The organism is Hyphococcus sp. (genome assembly GCF_965267305.1).
In the GTDB taxonomy this organism is placed as follows: domain Bacteria; phylum Pseudomonadota; class Alphaproteobacteria; order Caulobacterales; family Parvularculaceae; genus Hyphococcus.
Genome location: NZ_OZ253945.1, coordinates 3,911,527 through 3,926,244, shown reverse-complemented (window position 1 = coordinate 3,926,244; position 14,718 = coordinate 3,911,527). Strand labels below are relative to the sequence as shown.

14 protein-coding genes are annotated in these 14,718 nt (G+C 55.0%); 7 read left to right on the top strand and 7 right to left on the bottom strand.

Annotation, left to right across the window (positions count from 1 at the left end; all coding sequences use genetic code 11):
- Positions 1 to 58: 58 nt before the first annotated feature.
- Positions 59 to 631 (bottom strand): hypothetical protein, encoded by a 573-nt coding sequence (locus ACQY5P_RS19045; RefSeq protein ID WP_428408459.1) that lies wholly within the window; start codon positions 629 to 631, stop codon positions 59 to 61.
- A 152-nt stretch (positions 632 to 783) separates the two neighbouring features.
- Between ACQY5P_RS19045 and ACQY5P_RS19040 the strand changes: the two genes are divergently transcribed.
- From ACQY5P_RS19040 to ACQY5P_RS19010, 7 genes are all read left to right on the top strand, one after another.
- Positions 784 to 1,026: a helix-turn-helix domain-containing protein gene (locus ACQY5P_RS19040; protein ID WP_428408458.1), complete on the top strand. Its 243-nt coding sequence runs from the start codon at positions 784 to 786 to the stop codon at positions 1,024 to 1,026.
- A gap of 182 nt (positions 1,027 to 1,208) precedes the next feature.
- Positions 1,209 to 3,737: a DEAD/DEAH box helicase gene (locus ACQY5P_RS19035; protein ID WP_428408457.1), complete on the top strand. Its 2,529-nt coding sequence runs from the start codon at positions 1,209 to 1,211 to the stop codon at positions 3,735 to 3,737.
- A gap of 361 nt (positions 3,738 to 4,098) precedes the next feature.
- On the top strand, positions 4,099 to 4,371 hold the full coding sequence (locus ACQY5P_RS19030) for a helix-turn-helix transcriptional regulator (RefSeq protein WP_375208268.1): 273 nt from the start codon (positions 4,099 to 4,101) through the stop codon (positions 4,369 to 4,371).
- Positions 4,368 to 4,679, top strand: coding sequence for a hypothetical protein (locus tag ACQY5P_RS19025; protein WP_428408456.1), 312 nt, complete (start codon positions 4,368 to 4,370; stop codon positions 4,677 to 4,679). Before ACQY5P_RS19030 ends, ACQY5P_RS19025 begins: the two co-directional genes overlap by 4 nt.
- A 13-nt stretch (positions 4,680 to 4,692) precedes the next feature.
- Positions 4,693 to 6,483, top strand: coding sequence for a type IV secretion system DNA-binding domain-containing protein (locus tag ACQY5P_RS19020; protein WP_428408455.1), 1,791 nt, complete (start codon positions 4,693 to 4,695; stop codon positions 6,481 to 6,483).
- Positions 6,483 to 7,616, top strand: a complete 1,134-nt coding sequence (gene mobF / locus ACQY5P_RS19015; RefSeq protein ID WP_428408454.1) for a MobF family relaxase — start codon at positions 6,483 to 6,485, stop codon at positions 7,614 to 7,616. The genes ACQY5P_RS19020 and mobF overlap by 1 nt, the downstream gene beginning before the upstream one ends.
- A gap of 826 nt (positions 7,617 to 8,442) precedes the next feature.
- Positions 8,443 to 8,745 carry a hypothetical protein gene (locus tag ACQY5P_RS19010; protein ID WP_428408453.1) on the top strand — a complete coding sequence of 101 codons (303 nt, stop codon included), beginning with the start codon at positions 8,443 to 8,445 and terminating at the stop codon, positions 8,743 to 8,745.
- On the opposite strand, the gene ACQY5P_RS19005 is transcribed toward ACQY5P_RS19010, so the two are convergent.
- From ACQY5P_RS19005 to ACQY5P_RS18980, 6 genes are all read right to left on the bottom strand, one after another.
- On the bottom strand, positions 8,693 to 9,133 hold the full coding sequence (locus tag ACQY5P_RS19005) for a hypothetical protein (RefSeq protein WP_428408452.1): 441 nt from the start codon (positions 9,131 to 9,133) through the stop codon (positions 8,693 to 8,695). The two genes, ACQY5P_RS19010 and ACQY5P_RS19005, sit on opposite strands and share 53 nt — an antisense overlap.
- Position 9,134: 1 nt before the next feature.
- Complete coding sequence (locus tag ACQY5P_RS19000) at positions 9,135 to 9,653, bottom strand: antirestriction protein ArdA (RefSeq protein WP_428408451.1); 519 nt, start codon at positions 9,651 to 9,653, stop codon at positions 9,135 to 9,137.
- A gap of 274 nt (positions 9,654 to 9,927) precedes the next feature.
- Positions 9,928 to 11,340: a DUF2779 domain-containing protein gene (locus ACQY5P_RS18995; RefSeq protein WP_428408450.1), complete on the bottom strand. Its 1,413-nt coding sequence runs from the start codon at positions 11,338 to 11,340 to the stop codon at positions 9,928 to 9,930.
- 9 nt (positions 11,341 to 11,349) lie between these two features.
- Entirely contained in the window at positions 11,350 to 11,562 is a 213-nt protein-coding gene (locus ACQY5P_RS18990) for a KTSC domain-containing protein (RefSeq protein WP_428408449.1), read from the bottom strand.
- Positions 11,563 to 11,571: 9 nt separating this feature from the next.
- Positions 11,572 to 13,308 carry an ATP-binding protein gene (locus ACQY5P_RS18985; RefSeq protein ID WP_428408448.1) on the bottom strand — a complete coding sequence of 579 codons (1,737 nt, stop codon included), beginning with the start codon at positions 13,306 to 13,308 and terminating at the stop codon, positions 11,572 to 11,574.
- A 91-nt stretch (positions 13,309 to 13,399) separates the two neighbouring features.
- The gene (locus ACQY5P_RS18980; RefSeq protein ID WP_428408447.1) at positions 13,400 to 14,641 is read right to left on the bottom strand and encodes an SIR2 family protein; all 1,242 of its coding nucleotides are present in this window, start codon (positions 14,639 to 14,641) and stop codon (positions 13,400 to 13,402) included.
- Positions 14,642 to 14,718 lie beyond the last annotated feature (77 nt).

Here is a 14,718-nt window from a genome sequence, read left to right as displayed (position 1 = left end):
TCACCGGCAGACATTTGCTTTGTTCATTAGCGCAACCGACTCCCGTAAATTCCGTTTCTCACTCTTCTTCGTCTTCGCCGTAAAACGGTTCGTCATCGTCAAAATCATCATCATCGTCGGCGGAGTAGTTAAACGCTTCATCGTCCCACACGATTGCCAGTGCTTTTTTGTCCGAGTCCTTTGTCAGCGACTCTCTTCCGGCCAGGAAAAGCAGATCGCGATAGGCCGAAAAGGGAATCATGTCGCACGCATTGTTGAAGCTTGGCTGGTCGAATTGAACCAATCGCCACAAGATCAACTTCTGGACGACCTCGTCGACAGATGCTGCGCGAGTGCGCGATGCAAGCCGGATCATCTCTTTCTCGGTCTGATACCAGGCGTTTGCTTTTTGATCGATAAGGCGCAGCTCCGAGCAGTCCCTTGCATCACCTTTCTGGGCGAACGCGATTTTTTCGACCCGGTTGCGGACAGCGAACAGGCGGTCGAGCTGATCGAGCATTTCGCGATATTCGTTGATCAGAATACCAAAGGGAGAGTCGCTCAGCGAAAATTCGGGCGTTCCTCCAAATTCGAATTCGGCGGGCGCAATCAACGAAGCTGCGCCTTGTAAAAGGTGTCGGCGGGTCGTCATGATGCGACCTCCTGCTTTGCGCATCGTTCACCAATGCACGAAAATAAGTGACTTATGTTTTACATAGGTAGTTTATTAAAAACATTTGACTGGCGTCAATGAAAAACATAAGCTTCTTGTGATTTTTTAAAAAACCTGCACATGCTTCCGGCATGATTAAGCCGGAACAGTGTCGGGCTGCGCGAGCCCTGTTAGATTGGACTCAGCGGGAGTTAGCTGCGCGAGCAAATCTAACGGACGTAACGATCCGGGAATTCGAACGCGGCAAGAGTCGCCTCAAAGACAGCACCGCCCAATTAGTGCGTTTGGTTTTTGAGAACGCTGGCGTCACGTTTATTGAGGCCAATGGCGGCGGGCCGGGCGTGCGCCTGACAGAATCGAAGTCGAACAGCTAATTCCAGCACGACGATTGCGCAGATTCCCTGATATCCAGAGAGCCGACACAACAGGGCTGCGTACACGAAGCTAGGAGCTCGGTAGTATCTGGGCCATAGTAAAGTGGTGCCGGTCCACCCATATCCCTCCAGAAGCTTCACATTTCTATGTCTGTTTCACATCACACGCGAGGAAAGATAATTTGGTCGACTTCAAAAAGCGCCTCGGAGCCGCCAGACGGGTCAAACCAACTGACCCGATAACGCTTTACGAAACCCTCGACCGCGCGTCCGACAAAGGGCCGCTCCGGCCTGCCCAGGTTTCGGTCCTCGGCGATTGGAATATTCGCAAGGCAGCTGAAAGCGACTTCATCGTCAAGCTGCACACCGGACAGGGCAAGACCCTCATCGGACTACTCATGCTGCAAGCCCGCCTGAACGAGGGCAGCGGCCCGGCAGTCTATCTTTGTCCAGACCATTTTCTAATCGCCCAGACGCGCGCACAAGCCAAACAATTCGGCATCGCGACGTGTACCGCCGATGGGGACTTGCCTGAAGCCTTTCTCAATGGGCAATCGATCCTTGTCACCTCAGTCCAGAAACTCTTCAATGGACGGACAAAATTTGGACTGTGGTCTCAATCAATTGAGGTCGGGACTGTTTTGATGGATGACGCCCACGCTTGTTCGGATAGAATTCGGCAAGCCTGCACAATCTCGCTGCCGCGAAGCTATCAGGCCTATGGTGCGCTGAAATCCCTTTTTGCCAGCGATTTAGAGCAACAAGGAGCAGGTACGTTTGCCGATATTGAAAACAAAAAGCGCAGCGCACTCTTACCAGTTCCGTATTGGGCTTGGTCGGATCGCGAGTCGGAGGTCGCAAAATTCCTCGCTGCGGAGGCTGATCGCGATAAGATTTCTTTTGCTTGGCCGCTCCTAAAAGACATGCTTCCGCGATGCCAGTGCATTGTGTCCGGCCAAGCCATCGAGATCGAACCATACTCGGCCCCATTGGACGCCTTTGGGTCGTACGCCAACGCCGACATGCGCATTTTTATGTCCGCCACAGTCACCGATGACGCATTTCTGGTGAAAGGGCTCAAACTTGAGCCAGAAACTATCACAAGGCCGCTTACCTATGATGACGAGACTTGGTCGGGCGAAAAAATGATCGTGATTCCATCTTTGATCCATGAGGATCTGGATGATCATTTTGTCCAAGACAAATTCGGGGCCTCGTCTGAGGGGCGAAAGCGTGGGTTCGTGGCACTCGTTCCGAGCTTTGCGCGCGCCGAACTCTGGGAATCGCACGGGGCCATCGTCGCGAAACCCGAGACGATTGAAGTATTAGTCAGCAGCCTCCGAAGCGGCGATAGGGACAACACGATTGTTTTGGCGAACCGCTATGATGGCGTCGATCTGCCAGATTCCGCTTGCCGAGTGCTGATCTTTGACGGTCGTCCCTTTTCTGAAAGCCTAGTAGACTTGCAGGCCGAACAAGTGAGGCCCAACAGCCAAGCTACGTTGATGAGAACACTCAGAAGCGTAGAACAAGGCCTTGGTCGGAGTGTTCGCGGTGAGAAGGATTATTCCGTGATCATCCTGTCGGGTACCGATCTTGTGCGATTGGTCCGGGCCCCGTCGACGAAAGCGCTTCTCTCGCCGCAGGTCGCCCAACAGATCGAAATTGGCCTTGAAGTCTCAGAACTTGCCAAAGAAGAAGTTGCGAGTGGGGACAAGGAACCGGAAAAAGCGTTTACCGACCTGATCCGGCAGTGCCTGAGACGCGACGAAGACTGGAAAGCGTTTTATGCAGAACAGATGGACGCCTTTGACCCGCGTGGCTCAAGCGTGGAGCTTCTAAATATCTTTGCGCAGGAACTAGAGGCCGAGGACGCATTCGCAGCGGGCGATGCCGCCGGTGCCGCAGACATTCTGCAAACTATGCTGGATGCTGGCGATTTCAATAATGAGGACACCGCGTGGTATCTTCAGGAGAGTGCGCGTTACCAGCATGGGTCGGACCGCGCCGAGGCCCTGCGCCTTCAAAAGGCTGCTCACAAGAAACACCGCCGCCTGCTCAAGCCATCAAGCGGCGTGACGGTTAAGAAGCTTTCGCTCATTAACCAAACACGCACTGAGCGGATTGCGACTTGGTTGAAGGGTTTCAACGACTATGACGAACTCAACGTCACCATTTCCGAGGTCATTGGTCGCCTGCGATTTGGGGTGAAGGCAGACAGTTTTGAGGGCGCTCTTAATGAGCTTGCTGAAGCATTGGGGTTTGCAGGCGAACGCCCTGACAAGGATTGGAAAGAAGGTCCGGACAATTTGTGGGCGCTTAATGACCAGACCTATCTCGTCATTGAGGCCAAAAGTGAAGTGAAAACAGACCGTGCTGAAATCAACAAAGATGAGGCCGAGCAGATGAATCGGTCGGCAGCATGGTTCGACAAACACTACAAGGGTATGACCGCAACCCATCTCATCATCCATCCTGCGAAGAAAATCGCAAGCGAGGCAGCTTTCACCCATAGCGTGTTAGGGATTACGGAAAGCGATCTCCGCCGGTTGGAGAAGGCTTGTCGGGGGTTCTTCAAGTCCTTTGAGACGCAAGAACTCAGAAGCGTCTCCCCGACCTTTATCCAAAAGCAGATCGATGCCCACAAAGTGGGCATCGCAGAACTTTGTACGGGCTATGCACGGCAACTCAAAGACATGAAACGAGACTAGAAATTGGGTCTATTTTTTCCCGGCAGCAGTCTATAATAGACGAATTCATCCGCAGAGATGCGCCAACGCGTCAAATCTTCTCCCGGTGTGATGGAAACTGCGTGACACTGAATGCTTCGAAGCGATTCATCTGAGGTTGAATGAGGCAGAAGGCCTATTCTTGAGGGTCTATTCTTGCCCTGTGAAAGCCTGATGTCGTCTTTTGCACGCGAAGCCAACGCTCAAGGAAAGCGGTCACTGCCATGGTCGCCTTTTCGCTAATTTGCGCCATTTCGCCTGAATTTGACGAAATCATCCCGCTATTTCGCCGATTTCGCCTGTGCTGGGATTTCCCTCGTTTCAGTAACGAGGAGGCCCGACCATGGCCGAAAGTCCCAAAACCCAACCCATTACCCCGCCGCCGCTTGAAGAGATCGCGCGCGCCAATCCCGGCTGGTTCGATGAAGCGGTGACCGCCGCCGACGCGGCGCAAGTGACAGGCGTGCCGCCTGCAACGCTCGCAACCTGGCGCTCGCGCGGCGGCGGCCCGAAATTCCTGAAGCTCGGCCGCGTCGTGCGCTACCGACGGCGGGCGCTCTATGAATGGATGGCGGCGAGGGAGCGCCGCCATACGGGCGACGCGGGGACACAGTGACCGGCGCGAAAACCCGGCCACTGACCATCCGCTTACCCGCCCGCGCGGTCGACCGTCTGCATGAACAAGCAGAGTCCGTCAAAGGCCGCCCAACCGCGGTTGCGCGCGAGCTGATCCTTGCGGGCCTCATCAACGGCCATTCCCGCGAACAGGCCGAACGCATGCTGATGATCGAGCGGCGCCTCGCGGCCATCGATCAGCAGGTGCAGGCGGTCTCGCAGAATTCGAAAGAGCAATCGGCCTCCATGAAGAGGCTTCTCGCCATGTTCGAGGCCCTGTTGCAGGTGCTGACCGGCGAGCGTTCTTAAAGGAGTAACCGCCATGAACAGCCCGAAGAAAATCCTCATTGTCGCATCCATCGTCCTCTTCCTCGCGGCGTTCGCCGTCTTCGACGTCGGCTTCAGGCAATGGACGCCCATCGCGCATATGCCGGACGGCGGGTTCGCCCGGTACAGGCCTGCGGATATGACAGCGTGTGCCAAATACCGCGTGCGCGCCTTTTTCTTTGACGCGTACGCCAAGTACTTTTGGAGCGGTTGCAGGGCCCAGCTCATCAAAACCAATGGGCTCGCGGGCTTCAACCTCCGCTACTGGCCGGTGGTCTCGTTGTCCGTCGCCGGGACCGGCGCGCTCCTCGCTTTTGCGCTCACGGTTCGCTGGGAACCGCCCAGGGTAAAGGTCACCCGCGGCAGGGAATATCTCACCGGCGGCGCGGCGCGCGCTCGGCTTCGCAGCGCCTGCGCTGTCGAATATCGCTACTCCTCGAAAGGTCTCCAGTTCCCGCCGGGCATCCGTATCAGCGCCGAGCGCGAAACCCGTCACTGGCTGATCTGGGGCAGCGTCGGCTCCGGCAAGACCCAGACCATGCTGCACCTCATGCGCGCCGCGATCTGGCGCGGCGACAAGATTCTGGTGCTCGACACCAAAGGCGACATGACGGAATCCATGCCGACGGAACCGGCGATAGTCGCGCCCCAGGACGAGCGCTCTTTCGTCTGGGACGTCGCCGCCGACTGCCGCACCAAACAGGATGCGAGGGAGCTGGCGGCGCGGTTTATTCCGGCGAGCAGCGATCCATTCTGGTCGGATGCGGCGCGCGAAATCTTCGTCGCCTGCATTGCGCAATTGCAGGCCGAAAAGCCTGAACAATGGAGCTGGGCCGATCTCAGGGACATCGTGCTTCAGGATTCGGCGGCGTTATTCAAGACCGCGCAAACCTATCATCCCGAAGCCATGCGGGTCCTGAAAGATCCCGCCAGCAAGACTGCGCAAAGCGTGCTGACGACGTTTCAGGCGCATCTGAATGTCGTGAGCGCACTCGCCGAAAGCTGGGGCGGGCATGAAAACCCGCCGCGGTTTTCGGTCAATGAATGGCTGCACATGGACCATGCGAAGCCGGTGATCCTGCAGCGCGACGCCAAATATCCGGAACTCTCGAACGCATGGATCAGCGGGCTTCTCGGCCTGCTTTCCTCGGCGGTCGGAAGCCCCTCTCTATCGGAATCGCGCACCCGCCGCGTGTGGCTGTTCCTCGACGAATTCCCGCAATTGCCGCGCATGAGCGACTTCTCGACCTTCCTCGATATGGGCCGCTCGAAGGGCGTGATCGTGGTTATGGGGGCGCAGGACATCGCACAGATCCGAAGCGTCTATGGCCGCGAGCGCGCCGATTCATGGATCGGCATGATCGGAACGCAGGTGATCACGCGGCTCAATTTCGGGCGGGGCGCGGAGGAAGCAAGCCTGATGATCGGCGATCAGGACGTCGAATATAAAGTGCGTAGCACGGGAACCAGCGGTGCCCACACGACGGTCACGGAAAGCATTCATCGCGAAACCCGCCGCGTCGTCACCGCCGCAGACCTCTCAAACCGTCTCGGCCCCCGCAAAAAACGCATCCGGATCGCGCTGCTCGGCCCCGGAAAAGACGCCTATGAACTCGATCTTCCGTACGTCCGCCAGCAGCAATTGCGCCCCGCATCGCAGCCGGCGCAGTGGACTTATCGGGCGACGGAACGCGCCAGATACGGCAAGCCCGGCGTAAAAACCGAGCCCGAAAGCGCGATCTCGAAAGCCGACGCCGCCTTCATCCGGGGCGACAAGGACGACTGATGGTCGCCTCGATTTCGGTCCGGAAAAGCGTCGCCGCAGCTGCGGCCTACTATCAGCATATGGGCAAGGACGACTATTACGCCCGCGAGGGCGAGGCCCCCGGTCGCTGGGAGGGGCGAGCCGCTGAACGTCTTTCTCTTGAAGGTTCGGTCTCGAAATCCGACTTCGAAGCGGCCCTCGAAGGCCTCGATCCGCGAACCGGAGAGCGGCTCATTCTCGCGAACGGCATCGCCCATACGGCGGGATGGGACATGACGTTCTCAGCCCCGAAATCGGCATCGGTCCTATGGGCGCTGTCGGCCGAAACCGAGCGCCAGACCATCGAAGCCGCCCACCAAAATGCGGTGAACAAAACCCTCAAACACCTCGAAAACAATCATGCCTGGGCCCGGCGCGGACGGCGTGGAAGTATAAAAGAAAGGACCGCAGGATTGCTGGTCGCGGCCTTCGATCATCACACGAGCCGCGACCTCGATCCCCAGCTCCACACCCATGCCTTCATCTTCAATCTGGCGCCGCGCCATGACGGGAGCTGGGGCGCGATTGTCGGCCGCGAACTCTATCTGGCGCAGAAGGAAGCCGGCCGCATTTACCGCGCGGAATTCGCGAACGGGCTCGAAAGATCGGGCGTCGAGATCGCAAGGGAGGCGGATAGTTTTCGCGTAACGACTATCCCGAGAGACGTGGAGCGCGCGTTTTCGAAACGCCGCGAAGCCATTGAAAAGGCCGCCGAAACCTATGGCTACACGAGCACGAAAGGCATGGAAATGGCGGCGCTCAGAACACGAAAACCGAAGCAGGAAATGAACCGCGAGGCGCTTCTTTCCATGTGGCGGGAAGAAGCGAAAACGCTCGGATTCGATCTCGCAAAACAACAGAATCTGACGCCAAAACCGGAGATTATTCAGGCGCGCGGGCATGAATATTCGCTCGAAATGCGCTTGAATTTGGACGCGAAAACGGCGCAAACTCAGGCCGAAAAACACGCTAGAACGCAGCCCCAAAAGGCGATCCAGCCGCCGAATATCGCCCGTCTTCTGCAGCGTCTCGCGGTGACTCTGGACGGCCCTTCGCGTATGTCTGGCATCCGTTTCAGCCTACGGCAAAAGGAGAGAAATCTCGAACGGGATTAGCGTTTTAATGCGTGTACAGCGTACTTGGGCGCTAATGCATTAGCGAGGCTCAGGTTTTTCGACGAATGAATGGCAAATGTACACAGTGAATTTGCGGCTTTGTACACTGGGCACGGGAATTCCAATGCCCTGTTATGCTTGGGCTTGCCCCCTTCCCGGCCGCAGGCCGGTATGCGCCTTCAGGCGCCGGGGTGTGAAAACTAAGACCTCGTCGTTTAGAGCGCACATCCGGCGTCCATTGAATTGGACTAATCCAATCTTTCGCCAAGAGAATGCGCTGCAGGTTAGAGCGGCCGTAGATCGGCGGAAACGCCCTGCCACGCGCGACTGGCGCCGCTAGGCGCGCGGGAAGCGCTGGAAAGGGCCCAAAAACTGCCAATGAAGCTTCGGGGTCTGTGGTGGCGCATAGCTAGGAGATACGCAAAAGCGAAAACTACAAACGAATCCAACGCCAGGCTTGCATGCCCCGCGACCGGTAGCGGCGCAACCGCATGGTAGCCGTCCAGCTTGATTGGGGGGCGCCACTTGCGGGCCATGATTACACAGGAGCGCAAGCAACAGGCGGCAACACCCCCATCCCTGCGGCAGGATAGGAAGCGCTATCAGGCACCTGAAAACCGTGGCCCCCAACGCGTGCGGAGCGACATCGCTGCTCTTCGCGCGAATGCTAAGCGCAGTGGCTAATTTCACATAAACTCACATTATCTCACATGAGCCGGGCGGCTGTGCGAGAGCTGCGGAAAAAACCTTCTGTTCGGTTTCGTGCTGCCCGGTATTATCCGACCAGACCGCCCGCGAGTGGAGAAATTAATGAACTGGAATGCTCATGTCCCTTGAAATTGATGACCTGCCGCCCCTGCGCCAGCCGACCAAAAGCCAGTCGGACGAGATTTACGAGAAATACCGCCACATGCTGCCCCCCGAGATGCCGGAGAAGGCTGGACGCGATCACATCGAAGCGCTGTGGATGATTATGCAAAGCTTCGTCGATCTTGCCTTCGGACAGGATGCGGTATCGATGGCGCTTGCCGAGCGTAAGCGCGAAGACGAACGAAAACCGGCGAAGAAGAAGCGGGCTAAAACCCGAAAAGGTCGCCCTGCCGAGAAAGCAGCTCGTCTAAAAGGATGATATGCGCAAAATCGTTGAAAAGATGGTTATGTTTCAGGCTGACCGAGGTATGCGCAGCGTCACAGCATTCCGGGATCGCTTCACGGTCTTCGTTTTCGCGATAGCGGTGTAATTCCCGGACGGCGCGCCGGTAGCCGGACACGTCTTCCTTCAGGTGATCAAAGAATGAGAGGCGCAAACGCCTCAATTCCTCCGAGCGCCGGGGTTCCGCCTTGGTATCAATAAGGTCGATGTTTGTCGCCTTGTAGCCGCGATACTCCCTTGCTCTGACACTCTCGCGTATTTGTTTAAAGGTAAGCGGCTTTCCGCCAAGAACATAATACCAAGGATGGCCGGGGCCGTACCCGCCGATTTTCCAGTCCTGTTTAGCGGTTGCATCTGGACACATTTTAATGCCTCCAGAAAATGTGGACTTCCTCAAAGCCGATTTCGACCGTGAAGACGTCGTTGATTTCCAGGTCCCGCGCCATTGCATCATAGTCGATGTAATAGAGAAGCCCATCCGGAATCGTCGTTGTATCTTCGGTGATCTCCTGCGCGAATTCAGAGGCGGTTTTGAAACATCCCGCGTAGTGCTCCCCTATCGCTTTCTGCGCGTCGTCAAGGTCGCCGAAATGCTCTAAGAGCTTGCCGCCAAGCGTTCCATGCTCTTCGACAAAAGCGGCTATAGCGCACACTTCAGCGATTTCAGAATATTCCTCAACCCGCGCGCCTTCAAAACCTTCATAATCGTGAATGGCGTATTCTTCAGCATCCTCAACAGGCGACGCCTTGAGCATGGTTCCAATTTCTTTCCGGATTGCCTCTTCATCCTGACACGCATCAATCCAACGTCCATGCAGTATGCCGTTGTTGTATGCTGCCAGACAGGCCACATAGATTCTGATCTCTCCTTTTTGCTCGCTCATCGTTTTTCCTTCCATTGGTAATGGGTTGCACATGCAACCCTGCCTCGTGGCGAACAGGGGTGTGCAAACGGAGGAAAAAATCGCCGGCGGGCGCAGGCGCTTTTTCGCCGAGCCTCGGGAGACCGGCTATTTTTTACGAAGTGCGCTGAGGGCGAAGCCCTAAGACTTCTTGCGCGAGGGATTGAAGCCGAATGGCCAAGACCGCTTAAAGCAGGCTTGGCTTACGAAAGCCCGGTCCGGAAGGATGCGCCCAACGCTAACTTGAAAAAACCAGTTAGATCGCCACTAGGAATCGATAGATTTCGACCATCGCTAATGTATCCAACTCGCAATAGGAGAGAAGGGCTTCTGCCCTACGCTCAGCTTCTTCTCCAGCCGCGCTAATCATCTTCTCCCACGCATCCATGGCCGATGCGCCGTCCTGCACATCGAGCCCTTCGTAGCTCAGCTTTGGACAAAGCACGGGGAGAACCTTCTTGATCGAGGTCGAACCATCAAACCGAGCATCAACATAGGCACCTTTAAAAACGTCTTCGAGGTCCACAGTGCGCTCGTTGATGTCTGATAGGAGATCGGCGAACTCAGGAAACAGCTCTGCCATCTCTTTATTGCGCGTCTTTTCGAACGACGCGTGCCAGGAAACGATGTTGCCCTTTGGCCCAATTTCTCGGCTTAGCTTTGTAAGCAGTCGATCTGGCAGCCGAGCTTCCCGCTCAAGATATTCATGGTGCTCGAGCGTTCCATCCTCATGAAGGACATGTAGGGAATACTGGACCGGAAAGTGCTTGTGGGGGCTTGTCCGGTCGATCAGTGGAACGGCGGACGCATAAGTTTCATAATCGAAGAAATAGAGTGGGAATTGGTATCCGGACAAGATTGCGCGGATCGCTTTCACATCGATGATAGGCGCACCGGCCCGCGCCGCGGCAACGACAATCGATTGGTTCGGCGTCAATTTGTAATCCTCGGCAATATCGAGCAAATCGAAAATGCCGTCCGCAACAAGCTCGTCGCGCTTCTTCTGACTTAACCGAGGAAGACTGTAGATCGATGGCTTTGGGATCTGGGGGTTGAACAACCTGAACGTATCGCAGTGGTGAGAACGAGAAAGGTAAAGACAGGAGCAGCCTCCTCGCTCCAGCACGTCCTCAGCCAACAATACCAGGGCTTGATTAATCTGCTCTGCCGTCTCTTCTTCAATTTCCGCCACGCGATCCGTTACATCAACAAAGGTCAGCAACAATGAAGGATCGATTTCCCCGTTGCGAACATACTCGCCATTGAGATGAACGAGATAGACGGTATCGATCTTCTGACCAGCCCTCTGTGCGCAAATCTTCTGAAAACAGGCATCTTTCAGATGATTGTGAGCCGCGTCAGTTTTCACGCTTGTCGAGGATTTGATCTCGTAGAGCACAACGCCGCCATCGGCGGTCTCTTCTATCACATCGGCGCGCGCGAAAAGCCCGGCGTCAGTCTCGAACACGTGTTGGAAACTAACTGCTCTGTTCTTATCAGCATCGAAAAAGTCCCGGACGTAACGCTCGACCTCATAACCTTCGCGAGTGATCTTTTGGAGAAACGTAGAGAATTCGCCGTGTAGGTAGCTCTCTGGCTCACGCTTCAATAACCAGAGCGACTTCGGACAATTCAGATATTGAATAAAATCGGTCTTTGTAAGTTTCATAGTCCACGCTTATCCCACCCTTGAGTATCCAAAGGCATTTTTTATGTACGTATTCAGAAACCGGCCTTTCGATCCAGCTTGCATGAGCTGGTCATACAAATTTTGGGGCACGCCATAGTATTGGTATATTGTTCCATTGAGGAATTCGACTTCCAATGTTTGAGATGGCGTATCATATCCAATAGACGCAATATTTGAGGACGCTACAGAATATCTCTCCATGATTTTCTCCTACCCGTCCTCTGACTCATCAATGACCGCCTGACGCTGAATCGCGACGGTGTTGATTGTGGCTCTGGGGCGCTGGGCACGCCAGGATGCGATAACACGATCATAACCTTCTTCGCGGCGAGGGATCGACCACCGCTCGCTCACTTTGGGATCACTGCTCCTAGGCTGATGATCTTTTTGCGGAAGCGTGATGCGACAGCGCATTGGTAACTTGGCAGCTTCTCCCATCACGATGGCCTCGCCGGTTCTAAGAACCGGTAATACTTCTAACAAACTGACGAGCCCATCTGGAAGCGTGCCCTGAACCCTCGCCCGGTCTTGCGGATTAGATAAACGCAAAGCAAAGTAAGTCCCGCATTGGGATAGTATGGTTTCATCCACTTCCGATGGCCGCTGGCTGATGACCATGGCTCCTACACCATACTTTCTTCCTTCTTTCGCGATCTTCTGCACTGTTTGCGAGGCTAATCCCCTGGCATCGCTCGACAAGTAACGATGCGCCTCCTCCATAACGACCAGCAATGGGCGCTCGATGCCGCCTTCTGACTTCTCACGGCTCCAGAAAATAGACTCGTACACGACCTTAAGAATGGAGCCGACCAATCGCTCTAGTACGAGGCTTGGCACACCTGACAGATCAAGGATGGTAATTGGGTTAGGGCCACCAATCCAACCAGCTAGAAGTTCGTCTAGGTCCCTATTTATCGTACCATCCAGCGCTGGCTCCCAATCCCCAGGATGGAGAAGAAAATTGTATCGGCGATCTAATAGTAAAGACCTCAGTTGATTTAGTTGTCGTCGAATGCCGATGGCTTGTTGGTTTAAGAATGGCCCCTGAGCACCCATCGCATGCGGCTTGTAGGTAGGGGCAATGAGCTGATCAGGATCACCCGCATTCTGGCGAGTGGATTGATCACGGTTCGGTCCTTCGAACGTCGCAATTTCGAAGTCGATTAGATCATACCAGAGTCGCTTGAGGCTGAACGGAAGGGGCGTATCAACTGTAATCGAACTTTCCTGAACACCTGGGAAATTCTGTGCAGCGTGAGCGGCTACTTTGAGCTGAAAAATCTTGTCTGTGAATGCTGTTTCTCTAGGCCCGTCAACACCACCAGTTAGGAAACCGAGCAGATCAGAAGCGTCCAGTGCCCAATAGGGCATCAATAACTCTTGTTCTCCGGCTTGCGGATCGACCGAAAAGACATTGGCAATATCCGATAGCGCAGCGGAATACTCACCATGAATATCGAGCATCAGGATGCGAGCGCTAGGATAGTGCTCCACTCCCTCTGCGGAGCTTGCAATCGAACGCAATAGACTAGCAATTGTAGTGGACTTTCCGGAGCCGGTTGAACCAAGTATGGCGCAATGCCGAGTAACAAGCTCATTGAGCGAGAGTTTGGCGGGAATGCTCTCCGCACTGGATAATGAACCAATAACAATCTGACTGCGATCACTAGCGCCATATATCTTCGCTAGACTGCTCTCCGTTGTGATGTGTACGCCATCGCCAACATTCGGATACTGACTTATGCCTCGCTCGAATACGCCACTAATCGCTTCACCGACGAGCTGCACCTCCATCCAACGTCCGGTGTCAGCTTCAGGCGATGTGCCTGACTTTGGGGCGGCGTTTGCTCCAACGCCGGACACAACTCCATACAGGTCCTGATATCCTTGCGGAATCCTAACGAAACTACCGACCTGTCCGATCCGGTAAGCACGTCCTTCGATCATCGACAGGCCGGAAGCCACGGATTGCGCGAGGTGGACACTTACGGCAGACCCGGAAACTGATGCGACACTGCCCAGAAATGTAGGATCACGACTAAGCATTTCCGGCATCACCTCCCGGCGCTTCCTCAGCTTGGTCAGCCTTAACAGGTGTTGTGTCGGGACTGTGAAAGATATCGTCTGCCTGGGCCAATGCGAAGAACCTGGCCAGTCTTACAAAATCACCCAGCACGAAGTGGCTTTCGCCATTTTCCTTTGTTTCCCAGAACGTGCGCCTAATGCTTTTCCATTCTTCGGTCGGAGGCTCTCCGGGACTCCATTTGCCCTTCACTCCGAAAATAACCGCGCCATCACGCGCATAAATACTCAGGTTTGGCCGTCGCAATGCAAGCTTAATAGCCAACTCTTCTTCCTCAAGCGGCTTGAACTGGAATGCGAGAATTGCGGTGTGGTTATTTGTTGACAGCGCTTCATCGAAGACGGCGCATATATGCGCGTCAAAGAATGAAAATCCGGAGCAAATCAGAATGGTGTCTGGCGTAGTGAGAAAGTCGCGCAGGCGTTCGAAAAGCGCAGAATACGGCTGGCGTGCAATCTGATCGTATTTTAGGTGATCCGGATAAATGAGTTCAGTAGCGTTCCGACTTCCAGTCCTAATAATAGCGTCCGGTTTCACCTCCCATCCCAACGAACCGTGTATCTTCCACATGCGCGACCAGCGTGCCGGAAGAGCGTCATGAGCGATGCTCGTCGGATCAAAGAATGGCTTGTGCGCGCCTGTGAAACCGTCAAAATATGGCAGTCTGGCACGCTCGAACGCCTCCTCTAAAAGAAGGTCATAGTTCGGAGTAAATATCTCAATGGGATAATCCCGATGAGTCCCGCCAATCCATGAGACAAGTTCTGTGAAAGCATTTGGCTCTTCCGGAAGCGACCTGGCAACGATTGCACCTATCTTTTCACAAATGCGCTGCGCAAGCTGTTCATAGGCCTGCCCGTTAAGGCCATAGACTTCAGTCCCGCCAATTGCTTGAGATAAACGCCGAACTCGGGTCAAAATCGCCTCTATGTTCGGATTTTCTCCCAATTCCGGCAATATCTGGTCGATCACAGTACGGTCTTCGGCCTCCAAGTCATCTAGAACAGTCTGTGTAAGTCGAGCAACATCGGGGATCAGCGGAGAGCCGGCCTCATCCAGCTTACCTTCCGCGTTCACTCTAACTGACACCGGAGCGCCCGCACCTAAAAGTAGCCCAATGCGCTTTTTCCCTTGCGAAAGGATTTGACGCAAATCGACCATAAATCGGTCTGGATTATGTAAGGTTGTATCCGTCATTGTTGGATAGCTCCTGCATCAGGAGGGTCGGAGCGAACGTCTCTAAGAGCACGATTAAAAAGATGTTTGATGGCTGG

Coding starts and splice junctions, on each gene's coding strand:
- ACQY5P_RS19005 (WP_428408452.1), bottom strand. CDS start 9,133: ATGTGTCCAGATGCAACCGCTAAACAGGACTGGAAAATCGGCGGGTAC.
- mobF (WP_428408454.1), top strand. CDS start 6,483: ATGGTCGCCTCGATTTCGGTCCGGAAAAGCGTCGCCGCAGCTGCGGCC.
- ACQY5P_RS19030 (WP_375208268.1), top strand. CDS start 4,099: ATGGCCGAAAGTCCCAAAACCCAACCCATTACCCCGCCGCCGCTTGAA.
- ACQY5P_RS19040 (WP_428408458.1), top strand. CDS start 784: ATGATTAAGCCGGAACAGTGTCGGGCTGCGCGAGCCCTGTTAGATTGG.
- ACQY5P_RS19010 (WP_428408453.1), top strand. CDS start 8,443: ATGTCCCTTGAAATTGATGACCTGCCGCCCCTGCGCCAGCCGACCAAA.
- ACQY5P_RS19000 (WP_428408451.1), bottom strand. CDS start 9,653: ATGAGCGAGCAAAAAGGAGAGATCAGAATCTATGTGGCCTGTCTGGCA.
- ACQY5P_RS18995 (WP_428408450.1), bottom strand. CDS start 11,340: ATGAAACTTACAAAGACCGATTTTATTCAATATCTGAATTGTCCGAAG.
- ACQY5P_RS19045 (WP_428408459.1), bottom strand. CDS start 631: ATGACGACCCGCCGACACCTTTTACAAGGCGCAGCTTCGTTGATTGCG.
- ACQY5P_RS18980 (WP_428408447.1), bottom strand. CDS start 14,641: ATGACGGATACAACCTTACATAATCCAGACCGATTTATGGTCGATTTG.
- ACQY5P_RS18990 (WP_428408449.1), bottom strand. CDS start 11,562: ATGGAGAGATATTCTGTAGCGTCCTCAAATATTGCGTCTATTGGATAT.
- ACQY5P_RS18985 (WP_428408448.1), bottom strand. CDS start 13,308: ATGATCGAAGGACGTGCTTACCGGATCGGACAGGTCGGTAGTTTCGTT.
- ACQY5P_RS19020 (WP_428408455.1), top strand. CDS start 4,693: ATGAACAGCCCGAAGAAAATCCTCATTGTCGCATCCATCGTCCTCTTC.